At 73.5% G+C, this 13,740-nt stretch carries 12 protein-coding genes and 1 pseudogene; 5 read left to right on the top strand and 8 right to left on the bottom strand.

Annotated features, from left to right (window positions below; genetic code table 11):
- Window positions 1-37: 37 nt before the first annotated feature.
- The 5 genes from L1857_RS21750 to ald all read right to left on the bottom strand — a co-directional run bounded on the left by L1857_RS21750 (window position 38) and on the right by ald (window position 6,150).
- On the bottom strand, window positions 38-1,480 hold the full coding sequence (locus tag L1857_RS21750; RefSeq protein ID WP_116109727.1) for a sodium:solute symporter family protein: 1,443 nt from the start codon (window positions 1,478-1,480) through the stop codon (window positions 38-40).
- Window positions 1,480-1,713 (bottom strand): DUF3311 domain-containing protein, encoded by a 234-nt coding sequence (locus L1857_RS21745; RefSeq protein ID WP_094002672.1) that lies wholly within the window; start codon window positions 1,711-1,713, stop codon window positions 1,480-1,482. The genes L1857_RS21750 and L1857_RS21745 overlap by 1 nt, the downstream gene beginning before the upstream one ends.
- A complete protein-coding gene (locus L1857_RS21740; RefSeq protein WP_249466110.1) occupies window positions 1,710-3,368 on the bottom strand; it encodes an amidohydrolase in 1,659 nt (552 codons plus the stop codon). The genes L1857_RS21745 and L1857_RS21740 overlap by 4 nt, the downstream gene beginning before the upstream one ends.
- A gap of 106 nt (window positions 3,369-3,474) precedes the next feature.
- Window positions 3,475-4,944, bottom strand: coding sequence for a MocR-like pyridoxine biosynthesis transcription factor PdxR (gene pdxR / locus L1857_RS21735; protein WP_198958077.1), 1,470 nt, complete (start codon window positions 4,942-4,944; stop codon window positions 3,475-3,477).
- 90 nt (window positions 4,945-5,034) lie between these two features.
- Window positions 5,035-6,150: an alanine dehydrogenase gene (gene ald / locus L1857_RS21730; protein ID WP_249466107.1), complete on the bottom strand. Its 1,116-nt coding sequence runs from the start codon at window positions 6,148-6,150 to the stop codon at window positions 5,035-5,037.
- 192 nt (window positions 6,151-6,342) lie between these two features.
- Between ald and L1857_RS21725 the strand changes: the two genes are divergently transcribed.
- Window positions 6,343-6,807: a phosphate acyltransferase gene (locus tag L1857_RS21725; protein WP_249466105.1), complete on the top strand. Its 465-nt coding sequence runs from the start codon at window positions 6,343-6,345 to the stop codon at window positions 6,805-6,807.
- On the top strand, window positions 6,804-7,478 hold the full coding sequence (locus L1857_RS21720) for a phosphonatase-like hydrolase (RefSeq protein WP_094002677.1): 675 nt from the start codon (window positions 6,804-6,806) through the stop codon (window positions 7,476-7,478). The genes L1857_RS21725 and L1857_RS21720 overlap by 4 nt, the downstream gene beginning before the upstream one ends.
- A gap of 4 nt (window positions 7,479-7,482) precedes the next feature.
- Here the strand turns inward: L1857_RS21720 and L1857_RS21715 are convergent.
- A pseudogene (locus tag L1857_RS21715) lies at window positions 7,483-8,408 on the bottom strand (LysR family transcriptional regulator).
- Window positions 8,409-8,478: 70 nt separating this feature from the next.
- On the opposite strand from L1857_RS21715, the gene L1857_RS21710 reads away from it, so the two are divergent.
- Window positions 8,479-9,498, top strand: a complete 1,020-nt coding sequence (locus L1857_RS21710; RefSeq protein ID WP_429727774.1) for a YeiH family protein — start codon at window positions 8,479-8,481, stop codon at window positions 9,496-9,498.
- An 84-nt stretch (window positions 9,499-9,582) separates the two neighbouring features.
- Here L1857_RS21710 and dmpI read toward each other — a convergent pair whose 3' ends face one another.
- A complete protein-coding gene (gene dmpI / locus L1857_RS21705; RefSeq protein ID WP_275895886.1) occupies window positions 9,583-9,783 on the bottom strand; it encodes a 4-oxalocrotonate tautomerase DmpI in 201 nt (66 codons plus the stop codon).
- A 100-nt stretch (window positions 9,784-9,883) separates the two neighbouring features.
- Here dmpI and L1857_RS21700 point away from each other — a divergent pair, with 100 nt between their 5' ends.
- Window positions 9,884-10,759, top strand: a complete 876-nt coding sequence (locus L1857_RS21700) for a LysR family transcriptional regulator (protein ID WP_116109719.1) — start codon at window positions 9,884-9,886, stop codon at window positions 10,757-10,759.
- Window positions 10,760-10,852: 93 nt separating this feature from the next.
- On the top strand, window positions 10,853-11,824 hold the full coding sequence (locus L1857_RS21695) for an NAD(P)H-quinone oxidoreductase (protein WP_094002844.1): 972 nt from the start codon (window positions 10,853-10,855) through the stop codon (window positions 11,822-11,824).
- An 80-nt stretch (window positions 11,825-11,904) separates the two neighbouring features.
- Here L1857_RS21695 and L1857_RS21690 read toward each other — a convergent pair whose 3' ends face one another.
- Entirely contained in the window at window positions 11,905-13,656 is a 1,752-nt protein-coding gene (locus L1857_RS21690; protein WP_094002845.1) for a VanW family protein, read from the bottom strand.
- Between the last annotated feature and the right edge of the window lie 84 nt (window positions 13,657-13,740).

Raw genomic sequence — 13,740 nt, 5'->3', positions numbered from 1 at the left:
GTGCCTGCCGCTGGTGCGATCGGCACCCCGCCGGGGCTCAGGGCGCAGGCTGGGTCGCCACCGCGCGTGGCGTCACCGCGGGGCCGCCTTCCCGCGCGACCGGCGCTCGCCGGGGGCCGGGGGCTATCAGGCGCCACCCGAAGACGATCGCCAGGTTCAGGCCCATCGACACCAGCCCCGGGTTGATCCCGCCGAGCGTCGCGTCCGTGACGTACAGCGTGACCGCCGCCGCCACGCCCACCACCATGCCCGTCGCGATGGCCGCCGCGCGGACCCGGCGCGCGAACAGCACCGCCAGCCACCCCGGCACCACCTGCGCCAGCAAGTTGTAGGTCAGGTTCAGCACCGTCAGCATCAGCGTCGACGCGGTCAGCGTGAGCACCGCGGCCAGCACCAGGAACGCCGCCACCACCCCGACCGTCCAGCGGCGCTGCGCCGCCGGCCGCACGTTCGGCACCAGGTTCCGGCTCACCATGCCGCCGATCGTCAGCGCCGTCGCCGACAGCACCAGCACCCCGGACAACGCGGCACCCGCGGCCACCAGCCCGAGCACCGGTTCCGGCAGCAACCCCTTGGCCGTCACCATGAACACCGTGTTCGGGTTCGCCAGCCCCGGGTGGTGCTGGAGGCCGTAGTACGCGGCGAACACCAGGAACGGGTAGATCAGCATGTACAGCGGCATCCACACCGTCGAGCTCTTCACCGCCCGCTCCGACCGCGCCGGGAACACGTACGCCCCGCCGAACCCGAGGTAGAACACCACGCTCTGGAACAGGATCGTGGTCATCGCGAACAGCAGCGCCGGACCGCCCATCGTGGTCTGCGCCCGTGCCAGCACCGCCGGCCCGGTCACCTCGGCGGTGCCGCCTGCCGCCAGCACCGCGGCCAGCCCCACCGCCACGACCCCGAGCAGCATGAACACGTCCTTGAGGATCGACACGAACGCCGGCGACCGGATGCCGGACACCGCGATGTAGACGAACGCGATCACCCCGGCCAGCAGCACGCACTGCACCGGGCTCAGCCGCAGCCCGAGGTTGCTCAGCACCACCTGCAGCCCGATGAACTGGTACTGCCCCCACGGCACCAGCGCGATCAGCATCGTCACGCACGTGATCAGCTCGAGCGCCCGGTTGCCGTAGTGCCGGCCGAACACGTCGGGCACCGTCATCGCGTCGTGCCGGTGCGCCGCCCGCCACACCAGCGGCGCCAGGAAGTACCCCAGCGAGTAGGCGAGCAGGATGTAGCCGAGGAACCAGATCCCGTAGCTGGCGCCGTGGGCGTAGATCCCGCTCGGGAACCCGATCATCGTGCCGATGCTGTACACCTCGCCGACGGCCAGGAAGTACACCAGCCACGCCGGGAACGACCGCCCGCCCACCAGGAACTCGGAGATCCCGCCGCCGCGGCTCGCGCGGCCCGCCCACAACGCCAGCAGGACCGACGCCGCCATCACCACGGCCACGATCGCGATCAGCATCAGCGGTCCTCCTGTGCGGTGCGCCGGTCGGCGGGGTAGTGGTGGCGGTCGAAGAACCGCCAGCTGACCCACAGGCACAGCGTGGTCAGCGGGAAGCAGCAGAACATCCAGAAGAACAGCAGCGGGATCCCGGCCACCGACACCGCCGTGCCGGACAGCAGCGGGGTGACGACCAGGATCGCCAGCGCGGGAATGCCCAGTCCGATGAGGACACTGGGCCAGCTGCGGATCATCGCGCACCTTCCGTGGTCACCGGCGCGTCGGCGCGCTGCCAGGCCAGACGGCCGCCGACGACGGTGGCGTCGACGGTCAGCGAGCGGATCCGGTCCGGGTCCACCGCCGTCGGATCCGCCGACAGCACCGCCAGATCGGCCAGCTTGCCGACCTCCAGGCTGCCCTTGTCGTTCTCCTCGCCGGCCAGGTACGCCGCGTCGACGGTGTAGCCGCGCAGGGCCGCGTCCACGTCGACGGCCTGCTCCGGGCCGAGCAGCTCCCCGCCGCTGGTGCGGCGGGTGACCGCGCACCAGATGCCCTCCAGTGGCGGGACCGGGGTCACCGGCGTGTCCGAGTGCAGTCCGAAGTGGATTCCCCGGGACCGCGCCGAGGCCAGCGGGCTGATCCGGCGCGCCCGCCGCGGGCCGAGGAACACGTCCCGGTGCCGGTCGCCCCAGTAGTAGACGTGCTTGATGAAGAACGACGCGGTCACGTCGTGCGCGGCCATCCGGTCCAGCTGGTCCTCGCGGACCGTCTGGCAGTGCTCGATGCGGTGCCGCCGCCCGGTGCCCGCCGGGGCGCCCAGCCGCGCGTACCCGTCGATGATGGCGTCGATCGCGGCGTCCCCGTTGCCGTGCACCGCCACCTGCCAGCCGGCCGCGTCCAGCGCGGCGATGCGGCGCGCCAGCTCACCCGGTTCGAGCAGCATCATGCCGTGCTCGCCGGGGTCGCACGCGTACCCCTCGGCCAGGCAGCCGGTGCGGCCCTGGATCGAGCCGTCCGCCACGATCTTCACCCCGGTCAGCGGGAATTCGCCGGCCTGCGGCGGCTCCGGCTCGCCCTCGTCCAGCCCGGGTACCAGCGTGTGGAACAGGTAGCCGTGCACGCGGGTGCGCAACCGCCCGGCGCGGGTGAGCCGCCGGTAGGCCGCGAGCTCACCCGCGCCGCCGATCAGCCCGATGCCGGTGTCGTGCACCGAGGTGACCCCGTGCCGCAGGTACTCGGCGTCGGCCAGCAGCAGCGCCTCGGCCAGGTGGTCGGGCCCCTGCGCCGGCATCGCCGAGTTGACCAGGAACGCCGCCGTCTCGATCAGCAGCCCGGTCGGCTCGCCGCGCTCGTCCCGGGCGATCACCCCGCCGGGCGGGTCCGGGGTCCGCGCGTCGATGCCGACCGCCCGCAGCGCCGCGGAGTTGACCACGCAGAAGTGGCCGGTCACGTGCGTGAGCAGGACCGGGTTGCGCGGGGACACCGGGTCGAGGTCGGCGCGGGTGGGGTGGCGGTCGTCGGCGAGCAGCGTGTCGTCGTAGCGGAACCCGCGGATCCACTCGCCCGGCCCGAACTCGCGCACCGCCTGCCGGACCCGCTCCACCACGTCGCCGATCGAGTCGTTCGGCGGGCTGCCGGCGTCGACCGGCGCGGCCAGCGTCATGCCGAAGAACGCGGGATGGTTGTGCGATTCCACGAAACCCGGGATCACCGCGCGCCCGGCCAGGTCCACCACGGTCGTGCCGGGACCGGCCAGCCCCGCGATCGCGCGGTCGTCCCCGATCGCGGTGATCCGGCCGCCGGAGGCGGCGAGCGCGCTCGCCCGCGTGCCGCCGCGATCGAGGGTCAGGACCGTGCCGCCGAGCACGACGAGATCGGCGGCCGCTGTCCCCGGGGTGGTGTCGCCCACTGCTGGACCTCCTTGTCCACGTCTCCTGCCCCTGACAGTGCCCCGGGGACTGGGTCCGCGAACAGGTCCAGAACGCGACGGACGGGTGGTGCCAGATGCGCCGGGCTCACCCGTCCAGCAGCGCGGTGCACAGGCGGCCGAGCAGCCGGATCCCCGGGTCGATCGCCGAGATCGGCGTGGCCGAGAACCCGATGCGGAAGTGGTTGCGGGGCTGGTCGTCGCCGAGGAAGAAGATGTCGCCGGGCTCGATCAGCACGCCCATCCGCTCCGCGCGCTCCACCAGCACCCGGCAGTCCAGTTCGGGCGGCCCGGTCATCCACAGGCTCACCCCGCCCGGCGGGTACGGCGGTTGCGGCCACGGCAGGTGCTCGGTGACCGCTTCACAGGTGGCCGTCCACTTGCGCAGGAGCTTGGCCCGGTAGCGGCGCAGCGACCGGTGGTACTCGCCGCTTTCGATGAGCAGCGCCAGCGCGCGCTGCAGGTGCCCGGGCGGGTGGCGCAGCACGTAGCGCCGGGCCTCGCGCAGCGCGCGCACCAGCTCCCGCGGCCCCACCAGGTAACCCAGGCGCAGCCCGGGGGAGAGGAACTTGGAGAACGTGCCCAGGTACACCGCGTCGCCGGTGCCGTCGAGCGCCTTGAGCGCGGGGGTGGGGCTGCCCTGGTACCGGAACTCGCTGTCGTAGTCGTCCTCGACGACCACCGTGCCGGACGCCGCCGCCTGCGCGAGCAGCCGGCGCCGCCGTCCGATGCTCAGCGTCGCGTTCGTCGGATGCTGGTGGCTCGGGGTGAGGTAGAGCAGGTCCACCCCGTCCAGCGACGCCGGCGGCCGCAGACCGCTCGCGTCCACGTCCAGACCTGCCACGCGGGCGCCGGTGCGCAGGAAGATGTGCCGCGCGTCCAGGTAGCCGGGGTTTTCGATCGCCACCACCTGCTCCGGGCCGAGCAGCACCCGGCCGAGCAGGTCCAGGCCCTGCTGCGAGCCGACGGTGATGAGCACCTCCTCGTGGCTCGCCTCGATGCCCCGGGTGGTCAGCAGGTGGCGGCACACCATGTCGACCAGCATCGGATCGTCGGACCCCACGCTGTCCTGCAGGCTGTGGAACACGTGCGGCCGGTACAGCGCGTCACGCAGGCACCGCGTCCACGACCGCGCCGGGAACGCCGACACGTCGACCTGCCCGGCCAGGAACGGGTACGGGTAGCTCGCCCAGTCGGTGCGCTTCTCGATGTGGGCGACCCCGGCGTCGGGGAACCGGCGCACCCGGCTCGGCCAGTCGATGCGGGACTCGGTGTCGCGTTCCTGCACCGCGCAGTGCGGGCGCATCTCCCCGTTGATGAACAGGCCGCTGCGCTCGCGGCTTTCCACGTACCCCTCGGCCACCAGCTCCTGGTAGGCGAGGTTGATCGTGTTGCGCGACACGCCCAGCTCGACGGCCAGCTCACGGGAGCTGGGCAGCCGGCGCGCCGGGTCGAACGTGCCGATGGCGATGCCGTGCTCGATCGCCCGCCGCACCTGGCGGTACAGCGGTTCGTCGGAGGACCGGTCGATCTCGATCAGCGTGCGTGGCAAGGGCATCTCCTGGTGGGGCCGCACCGGAGCGGGGTGAGCAGAAACCTAACCCGCCGTGGCCGGTTTTCCCACCCCGCGCCGGCGCGGATCGGCACCTCAGGCCAGCGCCGCGTCCACGCCCACCGCGGGCAGGCCGTGCGCGCGGGCCACCGGCTCCGACGTCAGCGCGCCGGACACGGTGCTCACCCCGCCGCGCAGCTCGGGCGTGTCCCGCAGCGCGTCCCGCAGCCCCTTGTTCGCGATCTCCAGGGCGTAGGGCAGGGTCACGTTCGTCAGCGCGTGCGTGGAGGTGTGCGGCACCGCGCCGGGCATGTTGGCCACGCAGTAGAACACCGACTCGTGCACCCGGAAGGTCGGCTCGGCGTGCGTGGTCGGCCGCGAGTCCTCGAAGCAGCCGCCCTGGTCGATCGAGATGTCCACCAGCACGCTGCCCGGCTTCATCCGGGACACCACCTCGTTGGACACCAGGCTGGGCGCCTTCGCGCCGGGCACCAGCACCGCGCCGATCACCAGGTCGGCCTCCAGCACCGCCTGCTCGATCGCGTAGGCGTTGGCCGCGGCGGTGCGGATCCGCCCCTGGTACATCCGGTCGGCGGCGCGCAGCTTGTCCACGTTCTTGTCGAACAGCACGACGTCGCCCCACGCGCCGGCGGCCACCGCGACCGCGTTCATGCCCGCCACGCCCGCGCCCAGCACCACCACGCGCGCCGGGGCCACCCCGGACACGCCGCCGATCAGCACGCCGCGGCCGCCGTTGACCCGCATCAGGGTCTGCGCGCCGACCAGCGGCGCGAGGCGGCCGGCGACCTCGCTCATCGGGAACAGCAGCGGCAGCGCCCCGCCGGGCAGCTGCACCGTCTCGTACGCCACGGCGGTGGTGCCGGCGTCGAGCAGGGCCCGGGTGCACTCCTGGCTCGCCGCGAGGTGCAGGTAGGTGAACAGCAGCTGGTCCTCGCGCAGGCGGTGGTACTCCTGGGCGACCGGCTCCTTCACCTTGAGCACCATCTCGGCGGTGCCCCACACGTCGTCGGCGCTGTCGAGCAGCTTCGCCCCGGCCGCGGCGTAGTCCTCGTCCCGGATGGACGAGCCCTCGCCCGCGCCGCGTTCCACGAACACCTCGTGTCCGGCCGCGGTGAACTCGTGCACCCCGGCCGGCGTCGCCGCCACCCGGTACTCGTGGTTCTTCACCTCGCGAGGCACACCGATCCTCATCGTCCGCTCCCATCTGCCGTGTGCGTCGATCCGAGCGTGGGGGAGGACTGGCCCGGGCAGAAGTACCAGAACCGGGCCGGTCGGCGGTGCCAGACTGGACCCCTCATCGGCCGCGGTTCTGGCTCTGTCGGCGCCCGGCGCGGCTGGTCATCCTCACGGGGAGCACTGCCGCCGCACGCGAGGAGTCCGACGATGAGGATGGCCGGGAGCTGGTGGGAACGCGTCGCGGGCCGTGGCCTGCGGGTCGCGCTGGCCGATGGCACCGACGAGCGGGCGCTGCACGCGGCGGCCCGGCTGCGCGACCGCGGCGGGATCGAGCCGGTGCTGGTCGGTGCGGCGGCGTCGGTCACGCCCGGGGTGCGGACCCTGAGCAGCGCGTTCCTGATGCTGCTGCGCGACGGCCGGGCGGTCACCTTCGCCGACTGCGCGGTGGTGGACAAGGTGCGCCGCGCCACCGAGCTCGTCCGCGACCGGCTGCCCGGGATCGAGGTGGACGGCGAGCTGCAGTTCGACGCGGCGGTCGTGGACGCGGTCGGCGCGGTGAAGGCGCCGCTGCACGACCTCTCCCGCGGCTGCGGTGCCGCCGAGATCGAGACGATGGCCCTGATCGCCGCGGTGCACGCGGTGACCGCCCACGACACCCAGGAGGTCCGGTGAACCCCCGCGTCGAGCTCATCGTGCTGGACATGGCCGGCACCACGGTCCGCGACGACGGCGCCGTGGAGGCGGCGTTCGCGGCCGCGCTGTCCGCGGTGGACGTGCCCGCCGGGTCCGAGCAGTGGCGGCGCGCGCGGTCCTACATCCACGACACCATGGGCACGTCGAAGATCGTGGTGTTCCGGGCGCTGTTCCCGGACGAGCGCGCGGACAAGGCGAACGCCGTCTTCGAGGAGACGTTCGCGGAGCAGGCGATCGCGGTGGCCGAACCGGTCCCCGGGGCGGAGGAGGCGATCCGCGCGTTGCGCGAGCAGGGCCGGCGGGTGTGCCTGAGCACCGGGTTCTCCGCCGGGACGCGGGACGCCCTGCTGGACCGTCTCGGGTGGACGGACCTGGCGGACCTGGCGCTCTGCCCGGACGACGCGGGCCGCGGCCGGCCGTTCCCGGACCTGGTGCTCACCGCGGCGCTGCGGCTGCGGGTCAGTGACGTGCGCGCGGTGGCCGTCGCGGGCGACACCGGCTACGACATGGTGAGCGGCCGCCGCGCCGGCGCCTCGGTGGTCGCGGGGGTGCTCACCGGCGCCCACGACGCGGCCACGCTGACGGCCCACGGCGCGACGCACGTGCTGGACTCCGTGGCCCGGCTGCCCGCCCTGCTCGGGAACCGCTGACCGGTCACCTCCCCGGCGGCGGGACCGTCCGGCGGTTCCGGCGCAACGCGATCGCCAGCAGCCGGGCGGCCGCACCGACCGGCGTGGTGCCCGATCGCCACACCGCACGCAGCGCCCGGCCGAGGTCCATGCCCACGGTCGGGATCTCCACCAGAGCCCCGCCCGCCAGGTCCGGCGCCACGATCAGCTCGCTGATCAGCGCCGGCCCCGCCCCGGCCGCCACCGCGCTGCGCACCGCCGTCGCCGAACCCAGTTCGAGCAGCGGTTCCACCGGTTCGGCCCCGGCGGCCCGCAACGCCTGCTCCGCCGTTTCCCGCGTGCCCGAGCCGGTTTCGCGGCTGATCAGCGCGGTCGACGCGAGCTCGGCCGGATCGACCGGGCGGCGGCGCCGCCGCCACGGGTGATCCGGCGACACCACCAGGACGAGCCGGTCGCGGGCCACCACCCGGGACCGCACCCCGGGCAGCCCGCCCGGGATTCCACGAAACCCAGATCGATGTCGCCGTGGCGGGCCAGTTCGTGCACCCGGCTGGAATTCAGCACCTGCATGCCCACGTGCAGATCGGGCACGGCGCGCCGCAGCTCGCCGATCCAGCCCGGCAGCAGGTACTCGGCCACCGTGAGGCTCGCCGCCAGCGACAGCTGCGCGCCGCGTTCGCGCCGCAGCGCCTCGGCGCCGTCCATCATCACGTCCAGCTCGTCGAGAACACGCTGCGCCCACCCGCTCACCAGCAGCCCGGACGAGGTGAGCGCCGACCCGCGGCGGGACCGGTCCAGCAGCTGGATGCCGAGCAGCCGTTCCAGCGTGCTGATCCGTTTGCTCGCCGAGGGCTGGCTGATCCCGGCGGTCTGCGCGGCGGCGGTCAGGCTGCCGTGGTGCCCCACGAGGACCAGCAGCCGCAGGGATTCGACATCGGGCAGACGGGTCATGCAGTAAGGGTATGACGTCCGCATCGCTTGACGGGTACCGGGGAGCGGCCGGTGCGGTGACGATTCGAGGGTGACCAAAGCAGAATCCGCGCGGGGACGAGCACCGCGATCGACGACCGCCCGGCGGCTCGCGCCGGGCCTGTTGGTGGCCGCCGCCGGCACGGCGGTCGCGTTCGGACTGAACGAGCTGGTGCCCGCGATCAGCGCCCTGACCGTCGCGGTCGTGCTCGGGGTGCTCGTCGCGAGCTTCGTGCCTCCGGCCGCGCAGGACGGCCTGCGCTGGGCGACGAAGAAGTTCCTGCGGCTGGGGGTGGTGCTGCTCGGGTTCCAGCTCGGCCTCGGCGAGGTGTTCCGGCTCGGTGCCGGCACGGTGCTCGCCGTCGTGGTCACCGTGCTCGTCAGCTTCTTCGGCACGATCCTGGCCGGGCGGCTGGTGGGGGTGTCGCGCGGGATGGCGCTGCTGGTGGGGACCGGGTTCTCGATCTGCGGCGCCTCGGCGATCGCGGCGATGGACAGCGTGACCGAGTCCGACCGCGAGGAGGTGGCCACCGCGGTCACGCTGGTGACGCTGTACGGCAGCGCCGCGATCGCGCTGGTGCCGCTGGCCGGGCGGGCGCTCGGCCTGGGCCCGCAGCGGTTCGGCGAATGGGCCGGGCTGAGCGTGCACGAGGTCGCGCAGGTAGTCGCGGCGGCGTCCCCGGCGGGTGCGGCCGCGGTCGCCACCGCGGTCGTGGTGAAGCTGACCCGGGTGGTGCTGCTGGCGCCGATGGTGGCCGGGGTGAGCATCGTGCGGCGGCGCCGCCACGGCGCCACGGCGGGCAAGCGGCCGCCGCTGGTGCCGCTGTTCGTGCTCGGCTTCCTGGCGACGATGGCCGTGCGCAGCTCGGGTGTCGTGCCCGCGCCGGTGCTGTCCGCCACCAGCGTGGTGACCACCCTGCTGTTCGCCGCCGCGTTGTTCGGGCTGGGCAGCGGCGTGCGGATCGGGGCACTGCTGCGCACCGGCCGCCGCGGGCTGGCGCTGGGCGCGGTGTCGACCGTCCTGGTCGCCCTGGTGGCCTACGGCACGCTCACCCTCACCGGCGGCGCCTGATCACCGTCCACCACCGCGCCCGCCGGTCGAGGGCGTCCGTCGTGGCGCCCGCGCGCGAGGGGGGCGGGCGCCACGACGAGGTGATCACTTGTCCGCGGTCAGCTTCCCGGCCTTGCCCCAGCTGTCGGTGGGGACCTCGTGGATCCACACCTGCACGGCGTCGGCCGGGATCGCGTACGCGCGGACGAACGCGTCGGTGATCTGCTTGACCAGCTCCCGCTTGAGCTCCACGGTGCGCGGGCCTTGCTGAACGGTCACGATGGGCATGTCGTTCTCCTGCCGGATGTTTTTCGGTCCGGTTCAGTCCACAGGAGAATCCCGGCGCGACCAAGGAGCAGTCCGCTGCCGCTGCGATCAGCGATCGTGATCGGCGGATAATGGGCTCGTGGAACTTCGTCAACTGCGGTACTTCGTGACCGTCGCGGAGGAACTGCACTTCGGGCGGGCCGCGGAGCGGCTGCACATCGTGCAGGCCGCGGTGAGCCAGCAGATCCGCAAGCTGGAGCGGGAGCTGGGCGTGGAGCTGTTCGACCGGTCACCGCGGACGGTCCGGCTCACCACCGCGGGCCAGGTGTTCCTGCCCGAAGCGCGGGCCGTGCTCGCCGCCGAGAGCCGGGCGCGGGCCGTGGCCGCCGACGTCGCCGCCCGGTCCACCGTGCTGCGGCTGGGCACCAGCAACGGCCTGGGCGAGCACCTGGACCGGGTGCTGGACGAGCTGACCGCCCTCATCCCGCGGTTGAGCGTGGAGCTGGTCTCGGCGTCCACGCAGACGAGGCTGGACCAGGTCCGCGGGCACGCGCTGGACGCCACGTTCGTCCGGGGCGTGACCCACAGCCCGGAACTGCGGCTGATCCCGCTGTGGCTGGACCGGCTCGTCGTCGCGTTGCCCGCCCGGCATCCGCTCGCCGAGGCGGACGAGGTCGAGCTCACCGACCTGGCGGACCTGCCGCTGCGCCTGGCCGACCGGAGCCGCAACGCGCCGCTGCACGATCTGATGGTCTCCTCCTGCCGGTCGGCGGGGTTCGACCCGGTGTTCGGCCCACCGTCGGGCAACCTGCAGGACACCCTGGCCATCATCGGCAGCGGCACCGGCACGTGGACCGTCGTGTACGAGTCGCAGGCGCGCCGGCTGGTGGCGCCCCGGGTGGCGTTCCGGCCCACGGTGCCGCCGATCACCATGACGACGCTGCTCGCCGTGTCCGAGACCAACCCGCCCTGGTGTCTCGACGAGCTGCTGCGCGCCTGCGATCACGCTTCCTGATCGCAGCGAGCGCGAAACGGGCCTTGGTGGGGGCGGGGTTTCCGGGTGGACTGGAACCAGCCCGAGAAAACCCGTCACGTCAAGGAGATCTCCGTGCACGCGATCACCATCCGCGCCTCCGGCGGCCCCGAAGTCCTGGACTGGACCGAGGTGCCGGACCCCCGTCCAGGCCCCGGGGAGGTGCTGGTCCGCGTCGCCGCCACCGCGGTGAACCGGGCGGATGTGCTGCAACGCCAGGGCCGTTACCCGCCGCCGCCCGGTGCGAGTGAGATCCCCGGCCTGGAGTGCTCGGGCACGATCATCGAAGTCGGCGAGGACGTCGACGGCTGGCAGGTCGGCGACCAGGTGTGCGCGCTGCTCGCCGGCGGCGGATACGCCGAGCAGGTCGTGGTGCCCGCTCCGCAACTGCTGCCCGTCCCGGACGGTGTGGGGATCGTCGCCGCCGCGGCCCTGCCCGAGGCCGCCTGCACGGTGTGGGCCACCGCGGTGATGAGCGCCGGCCTGCGCAGCGGGGAGGTGCTGCTGGTGCACGGTGCTGCCGGCGGCATCGGCACGCACGCCGTTCAGGTCGGCAAGGCGCTCGGCGCGACCGTCGCGGTGACCGCCGGATCGGCCGAGCGGCTCGAACAGTGCCGGCGGCTCGGCGCCGACATCCTCGTCAACTACCGCGACCAGGACTTCGTCGCCGAGCTGCAGCGGGAAACCGGTGGCGCGCACGTGATCCTGGACAACATGGGAGCGTCCTATCTGGACCGCAACCTGGACGCGCTCGTCACCGGCGGCCGGCTGGTGATCATCGGGTTCCAGGGCGGCCTCACCGGCGAACTGAACATCGGCACGCTGATGCGCAAACGCGCCGGCATCGCCTCCCTCGCGCTGCGGCCCCAGCCGGTGGCCGAGAAGGGCCGTATCGTCGCGCAGGTGCGGAAGAACCTGTGGCCGCTCGTCGAGCGCGGGTGCGTCCGGCCGGTCGTCGGCCGGACCATCCCGCTCCGCCAGGCCGCCGACGCGCACCGCGGCGTGGAAGAGGGCAGCGCCGTCGGCAAGGTCCTGCTGACCGCGTAGCGCGGCGGGAGCGCCACGTGGCTGGGAATCCGCAGTGGCGCGTTTCTCTTCCTCGCCGCCGGGACCCACCGTGCGCGCGGTCAGCCCGCGCAGCGCACCGTCGGTTCCGGGTCGTAGCGCACGGTCCGCGTGGTGCGGCTGATCTCCCGGCCGCTCAGGTCGCGGACGATCCGGGTGTCCGAGGTCCGGAAGCCCGGCTTGCCCCGGGCCGGTTTGCACTCCGGGCCCGCCGGTTTGGTGACCGTGTACGGGCTGACGTAGTCGCCGCGCGGGCCGGTCACGGATTCGACGGTGACGTGCCTGGTGCCCCACAACCGCACGGTGATGGACTTCGGTGTCCAGATCGTCTGGATCGCCACCCCGGTGGGGTATTCGTTGCCGAACTTCAGGTCGATCACGCTGCTGCCGTCCGGGTTCTGGAAGACCGTCGCGTCGCGCGCGGCGGGGTAGCGGCTGATGTAGAAGCTGTGCTCCTTGTGCTCGACGTCGGTCATGCCGGCGAAGTACGCGGCGTTGTACAACGTGGTGGCGAACTGCGAGATACCGCCACCCACCTCACGCTCCGGCACGCCCTCCTCGATCACACCCGCTTCCACGTACCCCTGCGCGGCCTCGCGGGGGCCGGTGTACCCGTTGAGGCTGAACGTTTCCCCGGGCAGCACGATCGCGCCGGTCACCTCCTCGGCGACCACCCGGATGTTCACGCCGGAATCGGGGGCGAAGCCGCCGGTGGTGAACTCGCCGATCACCTCCCTGATCCCGAGCTGCCCGGCCCGGTCGGTGGTGATCCTGGCCGGCACCGCCACGTAGCGCGCCTCGGTGGTCCGGTTGCCGCCGGGCCCGATGGCCTGCAGGAGCCCGGTCAGGGTCTGGTCCCAGTCGATCGCCCGGCCGTCGACGGACGGCACGACCGCCGGCCGGTCGTTGTCGAACCGCATCCGCGCGTCCTGCCCCGGCTTCTCCGTCGGGGCGAGCTGATCGGTCAGGACACCGAGCCGTGCGCGGTCGAGCCCGGCGGTGAGCGTGCCGTTGCCGCCGGGCTGGAACGTCAGCGCGGCGGCGAGCTGCGCGGGCTCGACCGTGGCGTCGCGGCCGTCGCCGCGCACCGTCGCCGGGCCGGCCACCGCGGGGCGGGCGAGGAGGTCGAGTGCCGCCCGGACACCCTCCGGGGTGGTCTGTGGCGCGAGCGGGAGCACGGGCAGCGTCAGGCGCGGCGAGGTGGCCCACCCGGTGCGCAGCACGTCCTCGGCCCGTGCGAGGTCGAGGGTCTGCCCGGTCTGGGGATCGACCGGGACGGGGGTCGTGCCGTCGAACCGGATGCCGCCCTCCACGGCCGGCCGGTCGACCGCCGCCCGCGCCTCGTCGAGCGTGGCGGTCAGGGAGCCGGGGTTCGCCTCGGCCACGACGGCGGTTTCGCGGTCCCGGAACAGCGACACCAGCCGGGTCCACGGGTTGAGCGGCTGTGATCCGGCTCCGGCGACGGTCGCGGCGAAGTCGACGCGGACACCGGCGTCGGCGGGAACGAACGGGATCTCCCGGTCCCCGGCCAGCACCTGGACCGGCCGGCTGAGCCGGGGCGTCAGCTCCTCGCGCAGCTTCTGCTCGGCGGCGGACTCGCTCAGCCCGCCGATCGGCACACCCGCCACCGTCGTCCCCCGCGGCACGTCGCCCGAACTCAGCGCGAGGTCGAGCACGTACAGGACGGCGAGCGCGAGCAGGACCGCCGCCGCGGCGATCGTCGCGGGCCGCCGCCACCACGGCTTCGGCCGGGCGGGCCCCACCTCGCCGACGCGCGGGAGGTATTCGGTGGGCTCAGGTGTCGAAGAAACCACCAGGTCGTAGTTGACCAAAATGGGCGGTTCAAACCCGTAGCGGCCGGCGCTCACCTGCCGTGAGCGCCGGCCGCTGCGGTCACC

Source organism: Amycolatopsis thermalba (assembly GCF_023376025.1).
Taxonomy (GTDB): domain Bacteria; phylum Actinomycetota; class Actinomycetes; order Mycobacteriales; family Pseudonocardiaceae; genus Amycolatopsis_E; species Amycolatopsis_E thermalba.
This window is presented reverse-complemented; position numbering and strand designations above follow the sequence as displayed.

Bases quoted from the DNA above. Each gene is read 5' to 3' on its own strand.
- L1857_RS21750 (WP_116109727.1), bottom strand. From the start codon at position 1,480: ATGCTGATCGCGATCGTGGCCGTGGTGATGGCGGCGTCGGTCCTGCTG.
- pdxR (WP_198958077.1), bottom strand. From the start codon at position 4,944: ATGCCCTTGCCACGCACGCTGATCGAGATCGACCGGTCCTCCGACGAA.
- L1857_RS21745 (WP_094002672.1), bottom strand. From the start codon at position 1,713: ATGATCCGCAGCTGGCCCAGTGTCCTCATCGGACTGGGCATTCCCGCG.
- ald (WP_249466107.1), bottom strand. From the start codon at position 6,150: ATGAGGATCGGTGTGCCTCGCGAGGTGAAGAACCACGAGTACCGGGTG.
- L1857_RS21725 (WP_249466105.1), top strand. From the start codon at position 6,343: ATGAGGATGGCCGGGAGCTGGTGGGAACGCGTCGCGGGCCGTGGCCTG.